This window comes from Pseudomonas sp. NPDC007930, from assembly GCF_042958985.1.
Lineage (GTDB): Bacteria > Pseudomonadota > Gammaproteobacteria > Pseudomonadales > Pseudomonadaceae > Aquipseudomonas.
This window is the reverse complement of the sequence record NZ_JBIBKC010000009.1, coordinates 17,449-41,289: the sequence shown is the minus strand read 5'-3', so window position 1 is coordinate 41,289 and position 23,841 is coordinate 17,449. Positions and strand designations below refer to the sequence as shown.

Below are 23,841 nucleotides of genomic sequence, written 5' to 3'. Positions count from 1 at the left end.
GGCTGGAAAAAACCGCGGATTATACCGGCGCAGCGGCTACGCTGATAGGGTTTGCAACCGAGGGCACGGCCATGTACGACATCGGGCGTTTGTTGGTGGTACTGGGCGGCGAGCAGGCCCACAGCCTGGCGCTGCACCGGGCGCGGCTGATCGCCAAGGTCACCTGCGCGCACATGCACCTGCTGCTCTGCGACCGCAGCCAGGACCGCACCGCGCTGCTCACCGGGCTCAAGGCCCAATTGGCCGACGAAGGCCACAGCGTCAGCGCCGAGCAAGCCTGGGAAGGCAGCCTGCACCAGACCATCATCGCCGTGCAGCAAGCCGAAGGCTGCGACCTGGTGATCAAGCAGCACCTGCCCGATGGCCCGCTGAAACTGCTCGCCCCCGAAGACTGGAAGCTGCTGCGCTACTGCCCCAGCGCGGTGTTGATGGTCAAGCACGAACGCCGCTGGGCCGAGGGCGTGGTGCTGGCGGCGGTAGACATCGGCAACCCCGACAGCACCCACCGCGAGCTGCAGGAACAGATCATCGACCAAGCCTTCCAGATCGCCGAACTGGCCAAGGGCGCGCTGCACGTGGTCAGCGCCCACCCTGCCCCGGCACTGGCGCCGAACGTGGCGTTTCAAACCCCTGGGGAAGTGCCCGAACTGTACCGCGAGCGCTACGCCAGCCTGCAGGAACACTTCGACATCCACGACGCCGCCCTGCACATCGCTCACGGCCCGGCCGATGCGTTGATCCCCCTGGTCGCCAGCCAGTTGCAGGCGGTGGTCACGGTGATCGGCACCGTCGCCCGCCACGGGATCGCCGGGGCGCTGATCGGCAACACCGCCGAGGCGGTGCTCGATAGCCTTGAAAGCGACGTGCTGGTGCTCAAGACCGAGGCTATCAGTGGGCACCTGGTGGAGTTGTTGCGCGGGGCTTGAGCCTACGCGTTTAGCGACTGCCGCCCTTGTCGCGGGGGGATTCTCTCCCAAAGGTCGCGCCGCCTCAGCCCCGGCCGCAGTGATTCAAGTTGCTCATCGAAGCCCAAGCCTGCTATGCCTGGCGACCGCGCACGCAGGTGCGATACCGCCTGCTGCATCGCTACGTAATTGGCGGGCAAAGGCCCTTGCAGGTTGCGCCTAGAGTGCAGAGTCCTGAGCCCGACTCCGTCAAGGCCAGTGAAAAACTGTGCTGCCGCCACCTCCTCGGGCGCTACGGCCCAAGCGCGTGAAGCGTACATCTGGCCTAAGGGTGAGTACATCTCGCTCTGGCCAACGTCGAAGGGTTCCAAATAGTTGTGCCCGTGGCGCACCGCAAGGTTGGTCCAGGCTTGGTCACGCGCGATGGCCCGGCCGATAACCACACTGCGTTCCCGGGCCAGTCTTGAGCTGAGGCCGCGTGAGGTAGCGCTCAAGTTCATCACAGCGGCGTCATCCAGATGGCCCTTGATCAGAGAGAACACGTCGTCCCCGATGTTCACCAGCGTCGGCTTGGCCTTGGCGGCCTGGCCGAAAATAGCCTGAGCCTTCAAAAAAGCGGCAGATAACTTTACATGGCCGCTGGGGTCGGCATGGTTCACCGGGTCGCCCTGGCAAAACGCATAGGCATTGCCTCCCCCTCGCCCGAACGGGCTGAGGCTATCCGGCCGGTTAAAGCGCCCCAGGCGAGGAAGATAAAGCCGGTAGCCATGCCCCAGCAGGTAACCGCCGCAAGGTTCCAGGTAGCCCCCTTGAAACCCGGGCCGAAGCAGGGTGAAACCGTGGCCCCAGGGTGTGCCGGGGCTGGCCGCAGCCTCGCCACCCGCCAACGCCACATGCGGGGTCTGTAACGCGTCAGTCGCCAGCAGCATGTCTGAGCACTCCTCAGGAGGTTATGGGGTTACCCTCTCAAGCGGGCCGCGGAAAGTCACCCTGGTAAAACTGCTAGCACTTAAATAGCCACTATCCAGCAAAACACGCGCCCCACCCAGGGCAGCCAGGCCAAGCGCGATTGCGCCCCCACGCCCACCACGACACCCACCCCCCTTATGCATTACCATAATGGCCCCCCGCCCCTACCCGGCGGCCCGGCGCCTTTCAGGAACTCAGCCCTATGGAACACCGTGAAGCGCTCAATGCGCTGCGCACCTTCTTGGCCACCCAGATCCACGGCCAGGACAAGCTCATCGATCGCTTGCTGATCGTGCTGCTGGCCGACGGCCATATGCTCGTCGAAGGGGCGCCGGGGCTGGCGAAAACCCGGGCCATCAAAGAACTCGCCGAGGGCATCGAAGCGCAGTTCCACCGCATTCAGTTCACCCCTGACCTACTGCCGGCCGACATCACCGGCACCGAGATCTACCGCCCGGAAACCGGCAGCTTCGTGTTCCAGCAGGGGCCGATCTTCCACAACCTGGTGCTGGCCGACGAAATCAACCGCGCCCCGGCCAAGGTGCAGTCGGCGTTGCTCGAGGCCATGGCCGAGCGCCAGGTCAGCGTGGGCCGCAGCACCTACGACCTGTCGCCGCTGTTCCTGGTGATGGCCACGCAAAACCCGATCGAGCAGGAAGGCACCTACCCGCTGCCCGAGGCGCAGCTCGACCGCTTCCTGATGCACGTGAAGATCGGCTTCCCCGAAGCCCATGTAGAGCGGCGCATCCTCCAGCAGGCCCGCGGCGAAGCCCTGGGCGGCGAGGTCAAACCGACCCGGCGGGTGACCCAGCAGGCAATCTTTGCCGCGCGCAAGGAGATCCTCGGCCTGTACATGGCCGATGCGGTGGAGGAATACCTGGTGCAACTGGTAATGGCCACCCGCACCCCGGCGCGCTACGACGCCGAGTTGGCCGAGTGGCTGGCCTATGGCGCCAGCCCGCGCGGCTCGATCGCCCTGGACCGCTGCGCGCGGGCCCATGCGTGGCTGGCCGGGCGTGATTTCGTCAGCCCCGAAGACATCCAGGCGATGATCTTCGACGTGCTGCGCCACCGGGTGATCCTCTCCTTCGAGGCCGAGGCCGCCGGGGTTGACCAGGACCGGGTGATCCAGCGCATCCTCGACGTCGTCGCGGTTGCCTGAGGCCCTATGCCCACCTCGCTACAGCACCCACCGGGGATCGGCGTCAGCCTCGCCGAACTGATCGAGATGCGCCACCGCGTGCGCGAGGTGCAGCTGTTCTCCAAGCCCGGCCAGCGCAGCCCGCTGGTGGGCCTGCACCACTCGCGGCTGCGCGGGCGCGGGGTGGACTTCGACCAGGTGCGGGTGTACCAGGCCGGCGACGACGTGCGCAACATCGACTGGCGGGTGACCGCGCGCACCCAAGAGCCCCATACCAAGCTGTTCCATGAAGAGCGCGAGCGCCCGGTGTTCCTGCTGGTGGAGCAAAGCCGGCAGTTGTTCTTCGGCAGCGGGCTGTGCTTCAAGGCGGCGCTGGCCGCCCAGGTGGCGGCGCTGGTGGGCTGGGCGACGCTGGAGCACAACGACCGGGTCGGCGGGCTGGTATACGGCGACCGCGAGCATTACGAGATCAAGCCCCGGCGCAGCAAGCAAAGCCTGCTGCAGTTGCTCAACCGGCTGGTCACGGTGAACCAGTCGCTCAGCACCCAGGCCGCCCCCGAGCCCGGCACCCTCGGCGCTGCCCTGCGCCGGGCGCGCGAAGTGCTGCGCCCGGGCAGCCTGGCGGTGGTGCTGTGCGACGAGCGCGCCCTGGAGCGCACCGCCGAGCAGCAACTGAGCCTGCTGGCACGGCATTGCGACCTGCTGCTGCTGCCGATCAGCGACCCCCTCGACCATGCCCTGCCGGCCGCCGGGGTGTTGCGCTTCGGCCAGGGCGCGCGGCAACTGGAAGTCGACACCGGCCGCGCCGAGGTGCGCCAGGCCTATGCCGCCCAGGCGCAACAGCGCCAACAGCGCTGGGCACGGCTGGCCGGGCAATTCGGCATCCTGATGATGCCGCTGTCGACCGCGCGCGACCCGATCGACCAACTGCGCGACTACCTCAACCCACAACGCCCGAGCCCGGCGCCATGAGCAGCATCCTGCAATTGCAGCCGTTGATTCCGCCGGCGCCGGTCAGCGCCTGGCCGCCGGCGCCGGGCTGGTGGCTGCTGGCCGCCAGCGTGCTGGCGGCCGCCGCGCTGCTGTGGCGGCTGCGCCAATGGCGCCCGGCCGCGCCGCTGGCGGTGCTGGAGCCCGAGCCGGAAGCCGGGCAAGACCCAGTGCGCACCGAGGCGCTGATCGAACTGGCAATGCTCGCCCGCCCTTACGGCGGCGCCCCGGCCGGGGCCTGGCTGCAGCAGCTCAACGCGCTGCTCAAGCGCTTGTGCCGCAGCCATTACCCCGGTGCCAACAGCCACACCCTCAATGGCCGCCAGTGGCTGGCGTTTCTCGACAACCGCTGCCCGGCCGCCGGCCTGACCCGCTGGATGGTGCTGGTGGAGGGGGTGTACAAGCCCGAGTGCAAGCTCGACGACAAAGCCATCGACGGCCTCAACCAGGCCGTGGCCGTGTGGATCCGCAAACATGTTTGAGCTCGCCTGGCCCTGGCTGTTCGCGCTGTTGCCGCTGCCCTGGGTGCTGCGCGCGCTGCTGCCGCCGGCCGGCAACGGCGAGCCGGTGCTGCAGGTGCCGTTCCTGGCCGAGCTGGAGCGCTCCAGCTCGCGCCGGGCCCGGCTGAACCTGCCGGCCTGGCGCCAGCAACTGCCGTTCGCGCTGCTCTGGCTGCTGCTGCTCAGCGCCGCCGCGCGCCCGCAGTGGCTGGGCGCGCCGTTGCCGATCCCGGCCAGCGGCCGCGACCTGCTGGTGGCGGTGGACGTATCAGGCTCGATGGACTACCCCGACATGCAGTGGCAGGGCGATAACGTCAGCCGCCTGACCTTGGTCAAGCACCTGCTCGGGGACTTTCTCGAAGCCCGCCAGGGTGACCGCCTGGGCTTGATCCTGTTTGGCTCGCAGGCCTACCTGCAGGCGCCGTTGACCTTCGACCGGCACACCGTGCGCACCTGGCTGGACGACGCGCGGATCGGCGTGGCCGGCAAGAACACCGCCATTGGCGACGCCATCGGCCTGGGCCTGAAGCGCCTGCGCGAGCGCCCGGCGCAAAGCCGGGTGATGATCCTGGTCACCGACGGCGCCAACAACGCCGGCCAGGTGCCGCCCGCCACCGCCGCGCGGCTGGCCGCCCAGGAACAGGTACGCGTCTACACCATCGGCATCGGCGCAGACCCCGGCAGCGACGGCCAACTCGGCCTGAACCCAAGCCTGGACCTCGACGAACCGGCCCTGCGCGACATCGCCCAGGCCACCGGCGGGCAGTACTTCCGCGCGCGCAACGGCGATGAGCTGCAAGCGATCGGCGCCACCCTCGATGAACTGGAACCGGTCAAGCAGCAACCCACCCGTGCGCGCCCGGTGCGCGAGCTGTACGCCTGGCCGCTGGCCTTGGCGTTGTTGCTCAGCACCCTGCTGCCGCTGCGCCAGCCGTTGGCCGACTGGTGGCAGCGCAACCTGCAACGGGCCTTGCCCCATGCCCCGCAGTGGCGTGAGCAACTGCGCCTGCGGAGGCGCCGATGAACGACGGTTGGCCGCATTGGTTCCGCCTGGGTTGGCTGCTGGCCGCGCCCCTGCTGCTGTGGCTGTTCGTGCGCCTGTGGCGCCGCGGCCAGCGCAGCGGGCGCTGGCAAACCCTGCTGCCGGCGGCCTTCCAGCCGGTGCTGCTGGCCGCCGGCAGTGGCCGTGGCCGTGGCCGCGGCGGGCGCCTGCCGTGGGTGCTGCTGGGCCTGGGCTGGGCGCTGGCCTGGCTGGCCCTGCTCGGCCCCGGCTGGCAGCGGGTGGATGAACTCGAACAGCGCCCGGCCGACCCGCTGGTGGTGCTGCTGCAACTCACCCCCGACATGCTCGCCGCCGACGTGCCACCCAACCGCCTCGGCCAGGCCCGGCGCAAGCTGCTCGACCTGCTGCGCGAGCGCGGCGCGGCGCAGACCGCGATCATCGTCTATGCCGGCAGCGCCCACGTGTTGCTGCCGCTGTCCAATGACCTGGCCACCGCCAGCAACCTGATCGACGCGCTCAAGCCCTCGCTGATGCCGGTGCCCGGCCAGCGCGCCGACCTCGCCGTGCAAAAGGCCCTCGACCTGCTCGCCCAGGCCGGCCAGGGCCAAGGCCGGTTGCTGCTGATGGGCAGCACCCTCAGCCGCCAGGAGCAAGACGGCATCGACCACCTGCTGGGCCGGCAAAGCCCGCCATTGCTGGTGCTCGGCCTGGGCAGCGGCGCCGGCGCGGCGGTCACCCTGGAAAACGGCGAGCTGCTCAAGGACGCCCAGGGCGCGATCCTGGTACCACGGCAAGACCCAGCCGCGCTGGAGCGCGCCGCTCAGGCGCACAACGGCCAGTTCCAGAACGCCCGGCTCGACGACCACGACCTGCGCAGCCTCGGCCTGTTCGACAGCCCCCGCGGCGCGCGCAGCACCAGCCAGGGCCAGCGCCTCGATGCCTGGGCCGACCAAGGTTATTGGCTGCTGCTGCCGCTGCTGTTGCTGGCCGCCCTCGGCGCCCGCCGGGGCTGGCTGCTGTGCCTGCTGCCGCTGCTGTTGCTCAGCCCACGGCCAGCGTTGGCGGGCGCCTGGGGCGACCTCTGGCTGCGCCCCGACCAACAAGGCCAGCGCCTGCTCGACAGCGGCCGCCCGGCCGAAGCCGCGCGGCATTTTGCCGACCACCGCTGGGAAGGCGTGGCACTGTTCGAAGCCGGCGACTACGAAGGCGCCGCCCAACGCTTCGCCCGCGGCGACAGCGCCGTGGACCACTACAACCGCGCCACCGCGCTGGCGCGCGCCGGGCAACTGGAAGCAGCGCTGGAGGCCTACGACCAAGCCCTCGACCGCCAGCCCGACCTCGCCCCGGCCCGGCAGAACCGCGCGCTGGTGCAGCAGTTGATTGCCCAGCGCGACGCCGCCGCCCAGGCCAAGGCCGCCGCCGAGGCCACAGCCCAAGCCGCCGCGCCCGCCACCACAAGCGCCAGCGGCGGCCAGCCCGGCGCCAGCGACAGTGCCAGCGCCAACAGCGGCGAAGGCACCCCCGCCCAGGCCGGCCATGACGGCCCCCCTGGCGCCAGCGGCCAGCCCGGCGATGACGGCCCCGGCCCGGCCAGCGGCCAAGGTAACGGCGGCAACGGCGCCAGCGACAGCCTGGCCAGCACGCCCAGCCAGGGCCCAGGCCCCGCCGCCAGCACCGACTCGCCCGGCAGCGCCGCCGAACAACAGCAATCGCTGGAGCAATGGTTGAGACAGATCCCCGACGATCCGTCAGAATTGCTGCGCCGCAAATTCTGGTACGAACAGCAACAGATGCAGGACACCCCGCAATGATCCGCACCCGCGCCCTCATCCTCTGCGCACTGCTCGCCTGGCTGGCCCCGCCCGCCGAGGCCGCGGCGTTGGTGGCGAGTGTCGATCGCACCCACCTGAACGAAGGCGAGTCGCTGCAGCTCACCCTCGAAACCAACGACGCCACCCAGTTCGGCAAGCCCGACCTGGCCCCGCTCGCCAGCGACTTCGAGGTGCGCGACACGCGCCAGCTCAACCACCTGGCGTCGCTGGCCGACGACAGCCGCAGCACCACGCGCTGGATCATCACCCTGCTGCCCCGGGCCCGCGGCACCCTGACCATCCCCGCGCTGACCCTCGGCGAGCTGCACAGCCAGCCGATCGTGCTGCAGGTGGCCAACGCGGGCAGCGAGGCGGCCGGCAGCCTGGCGCCGGTGTTCATCGATGCCAGCCTGGACAACGACACCCTGTACGTACAGGCCCAGGCCATCCTCACCCTGCACGTGTACCACTCGGTGGCCCTGTACGACGACAGCAGCGTGTCGGCCCTGCAGCTCGACGACGCCCGGGTAGAGCAGCTCGGCCCGCCACGCACCTACGAGAAGCTGATCAACGGCGTGCGCCACGGGGTGATCGAAACCCGCTACGCGATCTACCCGCAGCGCAGCGGCGCGATGCTGATCCCGGCGGTGACCTTCAGCGCCACCGCGGTGCAGATGGACGACAGCGGCAAGCCCCACCCTGGCGCGATGACCCAGGTGAGCTCGGCGCAGATCCCCTTCACCGTGCGCCCACGGCCAGCGCTGTACCCGGCCGACCAACCCTGGTTACCGGCGCGCAGCCTGAGCCTGGCCGACAGCTGGGCACCGGACGACGACCAGGCCCAGGTCGGCGACTCGCTCACCCGCACCGTCACGCTCAAGGCCGAAGGCCTCTCCAGCGGCCAACTGCCGCCGCTGCCCACGGCCGAGGTCAAAGGCCTGCGGCGCTACCCCGACCAGCCACAACTGGCCAACCAGGCCAGCGAGCGCGGGCTGATCGGCAGCCGCACCGAGCGCGAGGCGCTGGTGCCCACCCGCAGCGGCGCGGTGGAAGTCCCGGCGGTAGACGTGGTGTGGTGGAACACCTTTGAAGACCACCTCGAACACACCCGCCTGCCGGCGCGCACCCTGCAAGTGGCCGAGGCCCCGGCGCCGGCCCAGGCCCCGGCCGGCACCGGCGAGCAACCCCAGGCGCAGCCACGGCTGTGGCCTTGGCAACTGGCCACGGCGCTGTCGCTGGCGCTGGCGTTGCTCGGCTTTGGCCTGTGGTGGCGCGCCCGCACCCAACCGGCGGTGGCCAAGGCCACGCCGACCGGGCCCGACCCGCGCGCCCTGCTCGAAGACCTCAAGCGCGCCTGCCAGGCCGGCGAGCCCCAGGCCGCGCGCCAGGCCCTCGACGCCTGGGCCCGGCTGCAACCTGAAACCCTCGCCGACATGGCGGCGCGCTACGCGCCGCTGTCCGAGGCCCTGGACAAACTCAACGGTGCCCTCTACAGCGAAGCCGGCCGTTACTGGCAAGGCAATGAACTGTGGCGCGCGATCGGCACCATCCCCGCCAGCGAGCGGGCCCGCCTGCATGGCGGCGACAGCCTGCCGCCGCTCTACCCTCAATAAGTTTCCGGATAGCCCATGCGTTTGCTGCACACCTCCGACTGGCACCTGGGCCAGTCCTTGCACGGCCAGGACCGTGACTACGAACACACCTGCTTCCTCAAGTGGCTGCTGGGCCGCGTGGTCGAACTGCGCCCCGACGCCCTGCTGGTGGCAGGGGACATCTTCGACACGGTCAACCCGCCGCTGAAGGCCCAGGAACGCCTCTACGAATTCATCGTCAGCGCCCATGAGCAATTGCCCACGCTGACCATCGTGATGATCGCCGGCAACCACGACTCCGGCTCGCGCATCGAGCTGCCCGGGCCGCTGATGCGCAGCCTGCGCACCCATGCGCTGGGCCGCGTGCTGTGGCTCGATGACGGCGAGCTCGACACCGAGCGGCTGTTGATCCCGCTCACCGGCAAGCGCGGCAAGGTGCTGGGCTGGTGCCTGGCGCTGCCGTTCCTGCGCCCGGCGGAGGTGACCGGCGGCGCCCTGGGCGACGATTACCTGGGCGGCATTGCCCGCGTGCATGAACACCTGATCGCCGCCGCCAACGCCAAGCGCGGCCGCGGCCAGGCGCTGGTAGCCATCAGCCACGCACACATGGCCGGCGGCAGCGTCTCACTCGACTCCGAGCGCAGCCTGGTGATCGGCAGCGCCGAAGCGCTGCCGGCCAGCCTGTTCGACAACAGCATCGACTACGTTGCGCTGGGCCACCTGCACAAGCCCCAGCGGGTCAACGCAGACTTCCGCCTGCGCTACAGCGGCTCGCCGATCCCGCTGTCGTTCTCCGAGGTGGACTACCCGCATCAAATCCTCCAGGTAGACTTCGACAGCAAAGGCAAGCTGGTCGACGTTCACGCCCTGCGCGTGCCGCGCGCGGTCGACCTCAAGCGGGTTGGCCCGGCCAGCCTCGAACAGGTACTGGCCGCCCTCGAGGCCCTCGAGGCCCCTGGCCTGCTGGCCGAGGAAATCCACCTGCCGTGGCTCGAAGTGCGGGTGCTGCTCGAACAGCCGCAACCCGACCTGCGCCAGCAGATCGAAGCCGCCTTGCTCGGCAAGGCCGCGCGGCTGGTGCGCATCGTCGCCGACTACCAGGGCGGCATCCGCGCCCAGGAAGAAGCCGGCGTGCTGATCGAGCTGGAACAGATGACCCCGCAAGACCTCTTCGCCCGCGCCTGGCAAGACCAGTACGGCAACGAGGCCGACGCACAAACCCTGAATGATTTCGCCCTGCTGCTGCAGGAAGTGCAGCTGGAGGACGAAGACGCATGAAAATCCTGGCCATCCGTTTGAAGAACCTCGCCTCGCTGGCCGGCCCGGTGGAGTTGGACTTCACCGCCGAGCCGCTGGCCAGCGCCGGCCTGTTCGCCATCACCGGGCCTACCGGCGCCGGTAAAAGCACCCTGCTCGACGCCCTGTGCCTGGCCCTGTTCGGCGCTGTGCCACGGCTGGGCGACATCGCCAACAGCGCCAAGGTGCCCGACGGCGACGGCGAAATCGCCACCGCAGACCCGCGTACCCTGCTGCGCCGCGGCACCGGCGCCGGCTACGCCGAGGTCGATTTCGTCGGCATCGACCGGCGCCGCTATCGCGCCCGCTGGGAAGCCAACCGCGCCCGCGACCGCGCCGATGGCAAGCTGCAAAACAGCCGGCAAAGCCTCACCGACCTCGACGCCAACCAACTGTTGGCCAGCCAGAAGGGCGAGTACAAAAGCCTGCTCGAAGCGCGCCTGGGGCTGAACTTCGCCCAGTTCACCCGCGCCGTGCTGCTGGCGCAAAGCGACTTCAGCGCCTTCCTCAAGGCCGACGACAACGAGCGCAGCGAGCTGCTCGAAAAACTCACCGACACCGCGCTGTACACCCGCCTGGGCCGGCGCGCCTTCGACAAAGCCAAGGCCGCGCGCCAGGCCCTCGAAGCCCTGCACACCGAAGCCCGCGGCGTGGCGCCGCTGGACGAACCGGCGCGGCTGGCGCTAAACGCCGAACTGGCCAGCGCCAGCGAGGCGCTGAAGGCGGCCCAGGCCCAGCAGCGCCTGGCCGAACAAGTGCAACAGTGGTACCTCGAGGCCGACCGCCTGGCCGAGCTGGAGCAACAGGCCGGCGAGCAGGCCAGCACCGCCCAGGCCCAGCTGGAGAGCCTGGCCGGCGAACGCCAGGACCTCGCCTGGCTCGAACAACTGGCGCCGCAGCGCCACCTGTTCGCCCGCCAGCAGGCGGCCCAGGCCGAAGCCGCCGCGCTCAGCGGGCAGCACAGCGAACACCAGCACGCCCTGGCCGCGCGCAACGAGGCGCTGGCCGGGCTGCAGCAGGCCCAGGCCAGCGGCCAGGCGCAACTGGCCGCCGCCGAACAGGCGCAGCACGCCGCCGCCCCGGCGTTGCGCCAGGCCTTCGATGAAACCCACGCGCTGGCCACCCTCGACCACGACCGCGCGCCGCTGGCCGAGGCGGTAGCGCAAGCCAGCCAGGCCCTGGCCGGCAGCGCCGAGCAACTGGCCGGCGTGCGCGAGCAACAAGCCCAGGCCGAACGGCAACTGGCGGCGATTGCCGAGCAACTGGCCGGCAGCGCCGCGCTGGCAGCGCTGGCCGGCAGTTGGGAGGTGCAGCGCGACCGCCTGCAGCGCACCCTGCAGCTTGCCTCGCGGCTGGCCCAGGGCGAACAGGAACTGCCCGCCCTGCGCCAGGGCGCCGAGCACAGCGCGGAACAGGCCAGCCTGGCCCGCCAAGCCCTCGACGAGCTGCACCGCGCCGCCGACGGCCGCCCCGAAGAACTCGGCGAACGCCTGCAATTGCTCACCCAACTGCTGGCCGACAACCGCGCGCAGTTGCGCGAAACCGAAGCGCTGGAGCGCGCCTGGCAGAAGGTCGCCGAGACCGACCAGCGCCTGGCCAGCCTCGGCGAGCAGCAACAGCGCCTCGGCGAGCAGCGCGAAGCCCGCACCCGCGAAGGCCTGGCGGTGCGCACACAGCACGAAGCCGCCAACGCCGCGCTGAACCTCACCCTGCAACTGCTCGAACGCCAGCGCCTGGCGCGCGACAACAGCGTCGAAGCGCTGCGCCAGCAACTGCGCGACGGCGAACCCTGCGCGGTGTGCGGCAGCCTCGAACACCCTTGGCACCAGCCCGACGCGCTGGTGGCGGCGATGGCCGGGCAAGACGTGCTCGAAGAGCAACAGGCGCGCCAGGCCGTGGAGGGCTTCTCCAACCGCCTGGCCGAACTGCGCGCCGAGGTGGGCGCGCTGATCGAGCAGATCAAGCAACTGCGCGAACAGGAAGAGCCCCTCCACCAGCAACGCGCCGCCAGCCAGGCGGAGCTTGAGCAGGTGCCGCTGTACGCGCGCCTGGCGCAACTGCCGCCCGCCGAACAAGGCCAACGCCTGGTGCAACGCCGCGAGCGCCTGGCGCAGCAGATCGCCGGCGACGAACAGCAACAACAACAGCTGATGCAGGCCCAGCAACAGGCCGGGCGCTTGCAGCAGCAACTGCAAGCCGCCGAGCAGGCGGCCCAGGGCGCGCAACGCCTGCTCGACGACCAGCACAAGCAACTGGAGCAAGACCGCCTGCGCCTTGACGAAGAACTCGCCAGCTTCGCCCAATCCCTGCCGGAGGCCGAGCAGCAGGCGCTGCGCGCGCAGCCGGCCGAGGCCTTCATGGCCCTTGACCAGCGCGTCAGCGAGCGCCTTGAGCACCTGCGCCGCCAGCACGACGAACAACAGGAGCACAACGAACGCCGCGAACGCCTGCAACTGCTGGCCAGCCAGCACGAAGCCCGCGAGCAGGCCGCCGCCGCCCAGCAGGCGCAACTCAGCGCGCTCGACGGCAAGCGCGAAGCCTGCGCCGCGCGCCTGGCCGAGCAGTTGGCCGGGCACGCCAGCGCCCAAGCCTGGCAACAGGCGCTGGAGCAGGCCGTGGGCGCTGCCCGCCAGGCCCTGGCCGAGGCCGGCGAGCAGTACCAGGCGGCGCACACCGACGTGGTGCGCCTGGGCAGTGAGCTGCACGCCCTGCACGCGCGGCTGCAACAGGCCGAGGCCGAAGCTGGGCAGTTGGCCGAAGGCCTGGCGCAATGGCGCAGCGGCCACCCGGCGCTGGACGATGCCACCCTCGCCCGCCTGCTCGCCTGCGACGATGCCCAACTGCACAGCCTGCGTGAACGCCAGCAAGCCGCCCACACCGCCCTGGCCCAGGCCCAGGTGCTGCTGCAAGAGCGCAGCCAGCGCCGCCAGGCGCACCAGGCCCAGGGCGCAAACGCACCGGCGCGGGAGGCCTTGCAGGCACAACTGGCCGAGTTGCAGACCAGCCTCGAAACCCTCGAGCAGCAATGCGCCGCGCTGCGCGCGCGGCAACTCGACGACCAGCGCCGCCAGGCCGAACACCAGGCGCTGCTGGCGCGCACCGAACAGGCTCAGGAACAGGCCAACCGCTGGGGCCGGCTGGCGGCGCTGATCGGCTCGGCCGAAGGTGACCGCTTCCGCAAGATCGCCCAGGCCTACAACCTCGACCTGCTGGTGCAGCACGCCAACCTGCAACTGCGGCAACTGGTCAAGCGCTACCGCCTCAAACGCGGCGGCAGCCTGCTCGGGCTGCTGGTGGTCGACACCGAGATGGGCGACGAAACCCGCTCGGTGCACTCGCTCTCCGGCGGCGAAACCTTCCTGGTCTCACTGGCGCTGGCCTTGGGCTTGGCGTCGATGGCCTCGAGCACGCTGAAGATCGAGTCGCTGTTCATCGACGAGGGCTTCGGCAGCCTCGACCCGGAGTCGCTGCAACTGGCCATGGACGCCCTCGACAGCCTGCAGGCCCAGGGGCGCAAGGTGGCGGTGATCTCCCACGTGCAGGAAATGCACGAGCGCATCCCGGTGCAGATCCAGGTGCGCCGCCAAGGCAACGGCCTGAGCGTGGTCGAAGCTGTAGGCGCGGTGCCGGTGCCGTTGGCCTGACCGGCCCCTCGCCCGGCACAGCCGGCCTCCCACGGGTTGTGTGTTGCCTCGTCAATCAAGGACTTACACAAATCTGGTGGGAGGCCGGCTGTGCCGGGCGAAGGGCCCTCCGCCTTGAAATAAAAAACCCCACCAACCCGCAGCAAATCAACGATTTAACGGTCTGAGCGAAAGTTTTCCGCCAACCCGTTGCAAAATGGCCTACAGACAAATACTGTATTTCCATACAGCAACATAAGGACACGCCTTCGTGAACGACTCCCCCTCAGACCGCTACGCGCAGCTAGGCCAGCGCGTGCAGAAGATCATCAACTCCACCGCCGCGCAAACCCGCCGCAGCGCCCTGCTGTTCCGCCAGGACGACGAAAGCCCGGAAGACTGGCAGCGCATGCTCGATGAAATCAGCGAAAACGACAACGTTACCCTGGCCTGGCGCGACGACGGCGGCATCCAGTTGTTCTGGACGGTGCAGCGCGATGATTGAGCGTGTGTTGAAGGCCGCCCCGCTGGGCCTGTTGCTGGTTGCCCTGGCCGCCCAGGCCGAGGCGCCACGCACCTTCAGCGAGGCCAAGAAGGTCGCCTGGAAGCTTTACGCGCCGCAGTCCACCGAGTTCTACTGCGGCTGCAAGTACAGTGGCAAGCAGGTTGACCTGGCCAGTTGTGGCTACGTCCCGCGCAAGAACGCCACCCGCGCCAAACGGGTGGAGTGGGAGCACATCGTACCGGCCTGGCAGATCGGCCACCTGCGCCAGTGCTGGCAAAGCGGTGGGCGCAAGAACTGCACTGCCCGTGATCCGATCTACCAACGCGCCGAGGCCGACCTGTTCAACCTGGTGCCGAGCATCGGCGAGGTCAACGGCGACCGGAACAACTTCAGCTACGGCTGGCTGCCGGAAAAACACGGCCAGTACGGCGCCTGCATGACCCAAGTCGACTTCAAGGCCAAGAAGGTGATGCCGCGCCCGTCGATCCGTGGGATGATCGCGCGCACTTACTTTTATATGAGCAAGCGTTACAACTTGCGCCTGTCCAAGCAAGACGCCCAGCTCTACCAAGCCTGGAACAAAACCTACCCGGTCGAAAGCTGGGAGCGGGCACGTAACCAGCAGGTGGCCTGCGTGATGGGCCACGGCAACGAGTTCGTCGGGCCGGTCGACCTCAAGCGCTGCGGGCGAGGTTAAACGCCGTACTCGCCGGGAACGGATAGCCGTGGCGCGGGCTCTTAATGCAGACGGCCGCGCACCCGCCCGGCACCCCAGAGGCCGCCATGGACCACGCCCCCACCCCACGCTTCGCCAGCACGCCCCCAGCGGTGTTCCGCCTGGCGCTGGCGTTCATGCTGCTGGTGCTGCTGACCTTCAGCGCGGTCGAAGGTTGGCGGGCCTGGCGCGATTACCGGCATGCCTTCGAGCAGGCGCGGGATTCGGTCAGCAACCTGGCGCGGGCTACCGCCCAGCACGCCGAGGATGCGATCCGCCAGGTCGACGTGCTCACCGACGGCCTGGCCGAACGGGTAGAAGGCGACGGCCTGGAAAACCTCAACGTGCCGCGCATCCACGCCCTGATGGTGCAACAGGCGCGGATCATGCCGCAGTTGCACGGGTTGTTCATCTACGGGCCCGACGGCCAGTGGGTGGTGACCGACAAAAACAGCGCGCCGGAAAGCGCCAACAATGCCGACCGTGATTACTTCATCTACCACCGCAGCCACACCGACCGTAACGTGCGGGTGGGGCCGGTGGTCACCAGCCGCTCCACTGGCGAGCCGATCATTCCCATCTCACGGCGCCTGAACAACCCCGATGGCAGCTTTGCCGGGGTGCTGCTGGGGACCATCCGGGTGAGCTGGTTCGTTGACTACTACGGCGACTTCAAGATCGACGACCGTGGCGCGCTGGTGCTCGCCCTGCGCGACGGCACGATCCTGGTGCGGCGCCCCTACAGCCCGGCGGTGCTGGGCCAAAGCCTGGCCCAGAGCGAGATCTTCACCCGTTACCTGCCGCGCGCCAGCCAAGGGGTCGCCGAGGTCAAGGCGGTGGTCGACGGCACCTACCGGCTGTACGGCTACCGCGCCCTGGGCAGCTACCCGCTGGTGGTCGAGGCCGGGCTGTCACGCGAGTCGATCATCGCGCCGTGGCGCCATGACCTGCTGAAAACCGGCCTGGTGCTGCTGGTGCTCACCGCCGGGCTGGCCGGCTTCGGCGCCCTCGTGCTCGGCCAGTTGCGCCAGCGCGGGGTGATGGAGGCGCAACTGCGCCAAGCCCACCAACGGGTGCAGGCGATGGCCTTGACCGACAGCCTCACCGGCCTGGGCAACCGCCGCCAACTCGACACCGCCCTGCCCCAGGAAATCGACCGCGCCAAGCGCCAGGGCGGGCCCTTGGCGCTGGTGATCCTCGATGTGGACCACTTCAAGCGCTACAACGACAGCTACGGCCACGCCGCCGGCGACGAATGCCTGCGGCGGGTCGCCCAGGCCATCGCTGAACAGCTCAAGCGCCCGGCGGACCTCGCCGTGCGCTACGGCGGGGAAGAGTTCGTGGTGCTGTTGCCCGGCACCGACGCCCACGGCGCCGGGCAGGTGGCGCAGGCGATCTTGCGGGCCATCCAGGGCCTGGGCATCGAGCACCGCCAGCACAGCGAAGGCGTGGTCACCGCCAGCGCCGGGGTGGCGGTCAGCACCCCGGCCGGCGAGGCCACCAGCCCGGAAGGCATGATCAAGGCCGCCGACGCCTTTTTGTACATGGCCAAGCACCAGGGCCGTAACCGCTGGCAGGCCGCGGTGCCGCCCGTGCGCGCGCTCAATTCGCGCTGAAACGCGGCCCCCAGAGCACCACGCTGGCGCCCAGCACGCACAGCGCCGCGCCAAGCCAGTCGCTGCCGGCCGGGCGCACCTTCTCCACCAGCGCCAGCCACAACAGCGAGGTAACAATGTACAGCCCGCCATAGGCGGCATAGGCGCGGCCGGCGTAAGCGGCCTCTACCCGGGTCAGCAACAGCCCGAAGGCCACCAGGCTGAGCAGCCCCGGCAGCACCCACCAGGCGCTTTTGCCCAGCCGCAGCCACAGGTAAAAACTGTAGCAACCGGCGATTTCAAATACTGCCGCGAGAAAGAACCAAAGGTAGTTCAGCATGGTCTATGCGCCCGTTTTATCCGATAGCGCGCCAGCATACCGGGCACGAAAAAAAACCGCTCGGGGTTAAACCTTTTTCAAACTTTTTCAAAGGTTGGCCAGTCAGTTATTACAAGCACGAGTGAAAGGCGTGCGAACCAATAAGGTCATCCAAGGAACCTATCATGGTCACAATTCTGGTCATCATCCTGATTCTAATTCTGATCGGTGGCTTGCCGGTTTTCCCCCACTCCCGCAGCTGGGGTTACGGGCCATCGGGTATCGTCGGCGTGGTATTGGTGGTGCTGCTCGTGCTGCTGTTGCTGGGCAGGATATAACGCCTTCACCGTGAATAAAAAAACCCGCCAACTCGGCGGGTTTTTTAGTTGAAGCGCAACGCTGTCAGTGGTTCACCGCGCCACTGGCACCCAGCCCGGTTTGCGAACGCACAAACTGTGGGAAGAACAGCGCGCGTTCTTTATCCGCGGCGGTGGATTTATCGGTGACCGAGAAGAACCAGATCCCCACAAAGGCCACGATCATCGAGAACAACGCTGGGTATTCATAGGGGTAGATCGGTTTTTCGTGGCCCATGATCTGCACCCAGATGGTCGGGCCGAGGATCATCAGCACCACCGCGGTGACCAACCCCATCCAACCGCCGATCATCGCCCCGCGGGTGGTCAGGCGCTTCCAGTACATCGAAAGCAGCAGCACCGGGAAGTTACAGCTGGCGGCGATCGAGAACGCCAGGCCGACCATGAAGGCGATGTTCTGCTTCTCGAACAGGATGCCGAGCACGATGGCCACCACGCCCAAGGCGATGGTGGTGATCTTCGACACGCGGATTTCATCCTTCTCGTTGGCCTTGCCTTGCTTGATCACGCTGGCGTAGAGGTCATGGGACACCGCCGAGGCGCCGGCCAGGGTCAGCCCGGCCACCACCGCGAGGATGGTGGCGAACGCCACCGCCGAGATAAAGCCCAGGAACACACTGCCGCCCACTGCGTTGGCCAGGTGCACCGCGGCCATGTTGTTGCCGCCGATCAGCGCGCCGGCGGCGTCCTTGAAGGCCGGGTTGGTGCTCACCAACAGGATCGCGCCAAAGCCGATGATGAAGGTCAGGATGTAGAAATAACCGATGAAACCGGTGGCGTAGAGCACGCTCTTGCGGGCTTCCTTGGCGTCGCTGACGGTGAAGAAGCGCATCAGGATGTGCGGCAGGCCGGCAGTGCCGAACATCAGCGCCAGGCCCAGCGAGAACGCCGAGATTGGGTCTTTCACCAGCCCGCCGGGGCTCATGATCGCCTCGCCTTTGGGGTGCACCTTGATCGCCTCGGAGAACAGCATGTTGAAGTCGAAGTTGACCGACTTCATCACCATCAGCGCCATGAACGACGCGCCCGACAGCAACAGCACCGCCTTGATGATCTGCACCCAGGTGGTCGCCAGCATGCCGCCGAACAGCACGTACAGGCACATCAGGATGCCCACCAGCACCACCGCGATGCCGTAGTCGAGGCCAAACAGCAACTGGATCAGCTTGCCGGCGCCGACCATCTGCGCGATCAGGTAGAAGGCCACCACCACCAGCGAGCCACAGGCCGACAGGGTGCGGATTTCCTTCTGCTTGAGGCGGTACGAAGCCACGTCGGCGAAGGTGTACTTGCCCAGGTTGCGCAGGCGCTCGGCGATCAGGAACAGAATGATCGGCCAGCCCACCAGAAAGCCGATCGAGTAGATCAGCCCGTCGTAGCCAGAGGCGAACACCAGCGCCGAGATGCCCAGAAACGAGGCGGCCGACATGTAGTCGCCGGCGATCGCCAGGCCGTTCTGAAAGCCGGTGATGCGCCCACCGGCGGCGTAGTAGTCGGCGGCCGAGCGGTTACGCTTGGAGGCCCAGTAGGTGATGCCCAGGGTGAGCGCCACGAAGGCGACGAACATGATGATCGCCGGCACGTTGAGGGGTTGCTTCTGTACCGCCCCGGTGAGGGCGTCGGCGGCCAGGGCCAGGGGCGCTACGGCGGCCAGCGCGGCCGCGACTGCAAGGCGGCGGATCATGGCTTCACCTCGTTGAGGATGGCTTGGTTGAGCTGATCGAATTCGCCATTGGCGCGGCGCACGTAGATGGCCGTGAGCACGAAGGCGCTGAGGATCAAGCCGACCCCGATCGGAATGCCCCAGGTGATCGCCGAACCGGGGCTGAGCTTGGCCCCCAGCACGTGCGGGCCATAGGCGATGAGCAGGATGAAAGCCGAGTAGAGGGCGAGCATGATCGCCGACAGGATCCAGGCAAAGCGTTCGCGCTTGGCCACCAGTTCCTTGAAGCGAGGGTTTTCCTGGATGGCCAGGTAGATGCTGTCGTTCATTGTTTTTGTCTCCGCAGCACGGTTGGGGTGGAACATGCTCCACTTTAGGCGTGCGCGGGGGCAAAAAAAGACGACTTTAGTAGTAGGGGGAGCAGGCCCTCCCCGTTTGGGGAGGGAAGGGGGCAAGCGGCAAGTTAGAAGCTGGGAGCGTTCACAGCTTGCTGCTTGCTGCTTGCCACTTGCTGCTCTAGCCCTCCATCTCCAGGCGTTTGCGCACCACTTCCACCAGGCGGTCGGGCTGGAACTTGGAGAGGAAATCGTCGCACCCCACCTTGCGCACCATCGACTCGTTGAAACTGCCCGACAACGAGGTGTGCAGCACCACGTAGAGCTTGGCCAGGCGCGGGTCCTGGCGGATTTCGGTGGTCAGCCGGTAGCCGTCCATTTCCGGCATTTCGGCGTCGGTGAACACCATCAGCAGCTTCTTGTTGAGGTCTTCACCGGCATCGGCCCAGGCCTTGAGCATGCGCAGGCCCTTCAGGCCGTCGCTGGCCACGTGCATCTTCATGCCCAATTGCGACAGCGTGTCGCGCAGTTGCGCCAGGGCCACGGTGGAGTCGTCGACCAGCAGCACTTCGCGGCCACGGGCGCGCTGCAGCACGTTGTCTTCAAGCTTCTCGCGGGAGACCTTGGCGTTGTACGGCACGATCTCGGCCAGCACCTTCTCCACGTCGATCACCTCCACCAGGTTGTCGTCGACCTTGGTGATGGCGGTGAGGTAATGCTGGCGCCCGGCGCTGGAGGGGGGCGGCATGATCGCCTCCCAGTTGAGGTTGATGATGCGGTCTACCCCGCCCACCAGGAACGCCTGCACCGAGCGGTTGTACTCGGTGACGATGATGGTGCTGTTCGGCCCCGGCTGCAGCGGGCGCATGCCGATCGCCTGGGACAGGTCGATCACCGGCAGGGTTTGCCCGCGCAGGTTGACCACCCCACACACGAAGGCATGGCGCTGCGGCATCAGGGTCAGCTTGGGCAGTTGCAGCACCTCTTGCACCTTGAACACGTTGATCGCGAACAGTTGCCGGCCAGAGAGGCGGAACATCAGGATTTCCAGGCGGTTTTCACCGACCAGTTGCGTGCGCTGATCGACCGAATCGAGAATGCCTGCCATGGATGAATGCCTCGGGCGCTGAAAGGTAAAGGTACTGGAGTGGGCTATCGGCCAGGTGGGCTGGAACTTTAGGTCTGGCTACAGGGCCCTCGCCCCACACCCCAGTATCAGGGAAACCCTGAGGAACCCTCAGGGAATGCCGGATAGGTTTGGTGCCCGATTGCCATTATTGTGACGCTATTCTCAGATGCTTGAATGGAGTCAGCCCGTGCACGCCACCCCCGCCAACGCCTGCTTCACCGCGCCGGCCGCTGCTGGCGGCCTCGGGCTGCCCGTGCTGGGCTGGCTCACCCAGTTGCACGATTGCCTCGACCACCTGGCCCTGCTCAACGGCGACGACGAAGCCGCCAGCGCCCTGCGCTATGCCCTGGTACGCCTGCACGCCACCGCCCAGGCCAGCGGCCTGGCCGGGGTGGCGCAGTTCGCCGCGGCGGTGGCCCTGGCCCTGGCGGCGTCGCCCAGCCCCTGGCACCAGGACGGCAACAGCCGCGGTGTGCTGCGCCAGTGCCTCGACCTGATGGCCTGGCAAGTGGAGCTGGCAGACCCTACCACCGGCGAACTGAACCTCGACCAGCAAGAACAACAGCAACTGCTTACCGAACTGCGCGACACCCTGGCTGGCCGGCAGTTGAACCTGCCCCTGCCCGGCTGGGCGTTCGAACGGCGTGCGGTGTGATGCCGCAGGGTGGCATTGCGCCATTACCGAAAAGCGTCACACTTTGCAATAAAACGCCGACCAGTGGCGGCTGAAATCCGTTTTATGTGTACAAAGTGGTACCATGCGCCGCCCCTCCTCCCTCCTAGGGCGGCCTGTATCGCACACCATGCAGCACTCTGACCTTCAACCTGGCGCGTGGCCCCGCCGGCTTTTGCCGGGGCTGGCCGGCACCTGCGCATTGGCCAACCTGGCGGCTTGGTATTTCGCCGTGGGCAATGGCCCGGCGCTGCTGGCGCTGAACCTGCTTTGCGCCGCCGCGCTGGCCTGGCACGCCCTGCGCCCGGCAGCGCCGCAGGCCCTGGCCGCGCAGTTGCTGGCGGTGCGCGAGCATGAGCGCCAGCGCCTGGGCCGCGACCTGCACGACGAACTCGGCCAGTTGCTGGGCTTTTGCCGCCTGCGCCTGGAATGGCTCGGCAAGCGCCTGGGCACCGAGCTGCAGGCCCCCGCCCAGGAAATAAACGCAGCGTTGGCCGAAGCGCTGGAAAAAATGCGCGACATCAGCAGCCTGCTCAACCCTCGCCAACTGGCCAGCCTGGGCCTTGAAGCGAGCCTGCGCAGCCACTTGCTGCGGGCACTGGCCGGCACCTCGCTGCAGTGGAGCCTGCAATGCCGGCAGGGCCTGAACGGGCTCGATGAGGCCATGGCGGTGGCGGTATTTCGCATCGTTCAGGAGGCTGCCAGCAATACCTTGCGCCATGCCCAGGCGCGGCACCTGAGCGTGCAGCTCGAGCGCCAGGCGCAGGGCCTGGCGTTGGCCCTCAGCGACGACGGCCGCGGCTTTGACGGCGCCGCGGCGCTGGCCCAGGGCCGTGGCCTGGCCGGCATCCGGGAGCGCGCCCAGGCCCTGGGCGGCCACTTGCGGGTGGCCAGCGCGCCCGGCCAGGGCTGCCGCCTCAGCGTGCTGCTGCCCTGGCCCAAGCCGCGCGCCGCCCGCGCCGGGCGAGAGGCGCCATGAGCTGCCGGCTGCTGTTGGTCGATGACCACGTGCTGATCCGCGCCGGGCTGCGCGCGCTGTTGGCCGACATCCCCGGCTACAGCGTGGTGGCTGAAGGCGACGACGGCAGCCAACTGCTCGACCTCAGCCGCCGCCACCGCCCGGACATGGTCCTGCTCGACCTCTCGATGAAATCCCTCGGCGGCCTGGAGGCGCTGCGCGCGCTCAAGCGCCAGGCGCCGGCGCCGCGGGTGCTGATCGTGACCATGCACAGCGAACCGCGCCTGGTCATGCAAGCGCTGGAAGCCGGCGCCGACGGCTACCTGCTCAAAGACAGCAGCGCCGCCGAGCTGGAACACGCGCTGCAATCGCTGCGCACCGGCATCCGTTACCTCAGCCCGGCGGTGGCCGGCGCGGTGATCCAGCGCGCGTTGCAGCCCCAGGCCCGCCCCGCGGCCCAGGCGCTGACCGCGCGGCAGCTGGAAATCCTGCGGCTGATCGCCCGCGGCAAGGCCACCCGCGAGATCGCCCAGGGCCTGGGGCTGAGCATCAAGACCGTCGAAACCCACCGCGCCCAGCTGATGAAGCGCCTGCAGGTGTTCGACGTTGCCGGGCTGGCGCTGTACGCGGTGCGCGAAGGCATCATCAACCTGGATGACTGAGCAGCGCGCAGTTCTGCGGCAGGTGCACCTTCAGCGCCTTGGCGCGGGCGGCAAAGCGCAGGTTGGCGCTCTTCACCGGCTCGCCGTCGAGGTTGATGTCCAGCCCTTCGCCGGCGTGCACCTCGACCCACGGTAGCCGCGCCCGCACGAACAGGTTGTCCAGCACCAGGCCGCCGGCCAGCAGCGCCTTGAGCGCGCCGATCACCTCGCCCGGCGCCGGCAGGATGCACACATCGAGCAGGCCGTCGTCGGCCAACGCCTCAGGGCACAGCACGTGGCCGCCGCCGGCCTGGCGGCCGTTGCCGATGCCCAGCGCGAGCAACTCGCCCTCCCACTCGAACCCCGGCCCGGCCAGGCGCCCATGGGCGGCCTTGAGCTCGCTGAAGCGGCTGAGCCCGGTGAACAGGTAGGCCGCGCCGCCGAGCACTTTTTTCAGGTCTTCGGAGGTGTTGGCCGTGACCTGGCTGCCAAAGCCGCCGGTGGCCATGTTCAGGAACAAATGCTCGCCGGCCTCGCCGAGGTCGATGTCCCGCGCCGGGGCGTTGAGCAGCGCCAGCGCCGCGGCTGGCTCCAGCGGCACCCCGGCGGCGCGGGCGAAGTCATTGGCGGTGCCCAGCGGCAACAGCACCAGCGAGGCGTCTTCGGGCGCTTGCGCCAGGGCCTCGGCCACGTCCCTGAGGGTGCCGTCGCCACCCCCGGCGATGATCGTGCGGTAGCCGGCGGCCAGCCCTTCGGCCACCAGCCGCTGGGCATCGCCGGCCTCCCAGGTGACCCGCACCAGCAGCTCCCAGCCCTGCTCGCGCTGGGCCTGTACCGCCTGGCGCACCTCCTCGTTGAGGGCCTGTTTACCGTGCAGAATCAGCCATGCCTTACGTTCGATCATGATGTAGCCCCCATTAGCGATGAGGCATAGACCACAGCGCGGGCAAAAAGCGCCACAGTCATCAAAATGACAAAAAACCGACCTTTCGTCCGCGGGGCTTCCAAAAGGTCAATTTACTGACTAATATCGCTTTCACATCACTTCTTCACCGTTCCAGCCTCGGGTTCCCCCAGCGCCGGGCGGTAGCTTGCTCGCTG

The 23,841-nt window shown here is 68.4% G+C and carries 22 protein-coding genes; 16 read left to right on the top strand and 6 right to left on the bottom strand.

What is annotated here, in order from left to right:
- Positions 1-71 precede the first annotated feature (71 nt).
- Entirely contained in the window at positions 72-926 is an 855-nt protein-coding gene (locus ACFZCE_RS18405) for a universal stress protein (RefSeq protein WP_390941588.1), read from the top strand.
- A 2-nt stretch (positions 927-928) separates the two neighbouring features.
- Here the strand turns inward: ACFZCE_RS18405 and ACFZCE_RS18400 are convergent, their stop codons facing one another.
- Complete coding sequence (locus tag ACFZCE_RS18400; protein ID WP_390941586.1) at positions 929-1,834, bottom strand: RHS repeat-associated core domain-containing protein; 906 nt, start codon at positions 1,832-1,834, stop codon at positions 929-931.
- A gap of 242 nt (positions 1,835-2,076) precedes the next feature.
- On the opposite strand from ACFZCE_RS18400, the gene ACFZCE_RS18395 reads away from it, so the two are divergent.
- The 11 genes from ACFZCE_RS18395 (at position 2,077) to ACFZCE_RS18345 (ending at position 16,666) form a co-directional block, all read left to right on the top strand.
- The gene (locus ACFZCE_RS18395; protein WP_390941584.1) at positions 2,077-3,036 is read left to right on the top strand and encodes an AAA family ATPase; all 960 of its coding nucleotides are present in this window, start codon (positions 2,077-2,079) and stop codon (positions 3,034-3,036) included.
- Positions 3,037-3,042: 6 nt separating this feature from the next.
- Positions 3,043-3,987 carry a DUF58 domain-containing protein gene (locus tag ACFZCE_RS18390; RefSeq protein ID WP_390941582.1) on the top strand — a complete coding sequence of 315 codons (945 nt, stop codon included), beginning with the start codon at positions 3,043-3,045 and terminating at the stop codon, positions 3,985-3,987.
- Positions 3,984-4,487, top strand: a complete 504-nt coding sequence (locus ACFZCE_RS18385; RefSeq protein WP_390941580.1) for a DUF4381 family protein — start codon at positions 3,984-3,986, stop codon at positions 4,485-4,487. Before ACFZCE_RS18390 ends, ACFZCE_RS18385 begins: the two co-directional genes overlap by 4 nt.
- Complete coding sequence (locus ACFZCE_RS18380; protein WP_390941578.1) at positions 4,480-5,529, top strand: VWA domain-containing protein; 1,050 nt, start codon at positions 4,480-4,482, stop codon at positions 5,527-5,529. The genes ACFZCE_RS18385 and ACFZCE_RS18380 overlap by 8 nt, the downstream gene beginning before the upstream one ends.
- Positions 5,526-7,319, top strand: a complete 1,794-nt coding sequence (locus ACFZCE_RS18375) for a VWA domain-containing protein (protein WP_390941576.1) — start codon at positions 5,526-5,528, stop codon at positions 7,317-7,319. The genes ACFZCE_RS18380 and ACFZCE_RS18375 overlap by 4 nt, the downstream gene beginning before the upstream one ends.
- Complete coding sequence (locus ACFZCE_RS18370) at positions 7,316-8,932, top strand: BatD family protein (RefSeq protein WP_390941574.1); 1,617 nt, start codon at positions 7,316-7,318, stop codon at positions 8,930-8,932. The genes ACFZCE_RS18375 and ACFZCE_RS18370 overlap by 4 nt, the downstream gene beginning before the upstream one ends.
- A 15-nt stretch (positions 8,933-8,947) precedes the next feature.
- A complete protein-coding gene (locus ACFZCE_RS18365) occupies positions 8,948-10,189 on the top strand; it encodes an exonuclease SbcCD subunit D C-terminal domain-containing protein (RefSeq protein WP_390941572.1) in 1,242 nt (413 codons plus the stop codon).
- The gene (locus tag ACFZCE_RS18360) at positions 10,186-13,851 is read left to right on the top strand and encodes an AAA family ATPase (protein WP_390941570.1); all 3,666 of its coding nucleotides are present in this window, start codon (positions 10,186-10,188) and stop codon (positions 13,849-13,851) included. Before ACFZCE_RS18365 ends, ACFZCE_RS18360 begins: the two co-directional genes overlap by 4 nt.
- A gap of 250 nt (positions 13,852-14,101) precedes the next feature.
- Entirely contained in the window at positions 14,102-14,335 is a 234-nt protein-coding gene (locus tag ACFZCE_RS18355) for a DUF1654 domain-containing protein (protein WP_390941568.1), read from the top strand.
- On the top strand, positions 14,328-15,032 hold the full coding sequence (locus ACFZCE_RS18350) for an endonuclease (protein ID WP_390941567.1): 705 nt from the start codon (positions 14,328-14,330) through the stop codon (positions 15,030-15,032). Before ACFZCE_RS18355 ends, ACFZCE_RS18350 begins: the two co-directional genes overlap by 8 nt.
- 86 nt (positions 15,033-15,118) lie before the next feature.
- Positions 15,119-16,666 carry a diguanylate cyclase gene (locus tag ACFZCE_RS18345; RefSeq protein WP_390941565.1) on the top strand — a complete coding sequence of 516 codons (1,548 nt, stop codon included), beginning with the start codon at positions 15,119-15,121 and terminating at the stop codon, positions 16,664-16,666.
- Here the strand turns inward: ACFZCE_RS18345 and ACFZCE_RS18340 are convergent.
- Positions 16,653-16,985 carry a YnfA family protein gene (locus ACFZCE_RS18340; RefSeq protein WP_390941563.1) on the bottom strand — a complete coding sequence of 111 codons (333 nt, stop codon included), beginning with the start codon at positions 16,983-16,985 and terminating at the stop codon, positions 16,653-16,655. The genes ACFZCE_RS18345 and ACFZCE_RS18340 overlap by 14 nt on opposite strands.
- Before the next feature lie 164 nt (positions 16,986-17,149).
- Between ACFZCE_RS18340 and ACFZCE_RS18335 the strand changes: the two genes are divergently transcribed.
- The gene (locus ACFZCE_RS18335) at positions 17,150-17,302 is read left to right on the top strand and encodes a DUF3309 family protein (RefSeq protein ID WP_390941561.1); all 153 of its coding nucleotides are present in this window, start codon (positions 17,150-17,152) and stop codon (positions 17,300-17,302) included.
- A 64-nt stretch (positions 17,303-17,366) separates the two neighbouring features.
- On the opposite strand, the gene ACFZCE_RS18330 is transcribed toward ACFZCE_RS18335, so the two are convergent.
- The 3 genes from ACFZCE_RS18330 to ACFZCE_RS18320 all read right to left on the bottom strand — a co-directional run bounded on the left by ACFZCE_RS18330 (position 17,367) and on the right by ACFZCE_RS18320 (position 20,447).
- Positions 17,367-19,025: a cation/acetate symporter ActP gene (locus tag ACFZCE_RS18330; RefSeq protein WP_390941559.1), complete on the bottom strand. Its 1,659-nt coding sequence runs from the start codon at positions 19,023-19,025 to the stop codon at positions 17,367-17,369.
- The gene (locus ACFZCE_RS18325) at positions 19,022-19,333 is read right to left on the bottom strand and encodes a DUF485 domain-containing protein (protein ID WP_390941557.1); all 312 of its coding nucleotides are present in this window, start codon (positions 19,331-19,333) and stop codon (positions 19,022-19,024) included. The genes ACFZCE_RS18330 and ACFZCE_RS18325 overlap by 4 nt, the downstream gene beginning before the upstream one ends.
- 187 nt (positions 19,334-19,520) lie before the next feature.
- Complete coding sequence (locus tag ACFZCE_RS18320) at positions 19,521-20,447, bottom strand: chemotaxis protein CheW (protein WP_390941555.1); 927 nt, start codon at positions 20,445-20,447, stop codon at positions 19,521-19,523.
- Between the two features lie 208 nt (positions 20,448-20,655).
- On the opposite strand from ACFZCE_RS18320, the gene ACFZCE_RS18315 reads away from it, so the two are divergent.
- The 3 genes from ACFZCE_RS18315 (at position 20,656) to ACFZCE_RS18305 (ending at position 22,761) form a co-directional block, all read left to right on the top strand.
- Positions 20,656-21,123, top strand: a complete 468-nt coding sequence (locus ACFZCE_RS18315; protein ID WP_390941553.1) for a hypothetical protein — start codon at positions 20,656-20,658, stop codon at positions 21,121-21,123.
- 148 nt (positions 21,124-21,271) lie between these two features.
- Positions 21,272-22,120, top strand: coding sequence for a histidine kinase (locus ACFZCE_RS18310; protein WP_390941551.1), 849 nt, complete (start codon positions 21,272-21,274; stop codon positions 22,118-22,120).
- Positions 22,117-22,761, top strand: coding sequence for a response regulator (locus tag ACFZCE_RS18305; protein WP_390941549.1), 645 nt, complete (start codon positions 22,117-22,119; stop codon positions 22,759-22,761). Before ACFZCE_RS18310 ends, ACFZCE_RS18305 begins: the two co-directional genes overlap by 4 nt.
- Here ACFZCE_RS18305 and yegS read toward each other — a convergent pair.
- Positions 22,745-23,644 carry a lipid kinase YegS gene (gene yegS / locus ACFZCE_RS18300; RefSeq protein WP_390941547.1) on the bottom strand — a complete coding sequence of 300 codons (900 nt, stop codon included), beginning with the start codon at positions 23,642-23,644 and terminating at the stop codon, positions 22,745-22,747. The genes ACFZCE_RS18305 and yegS overlap by 17 nt on opposite strands.
- Positions 23,645-23,841: the final 197 nt, after the last annotated feature.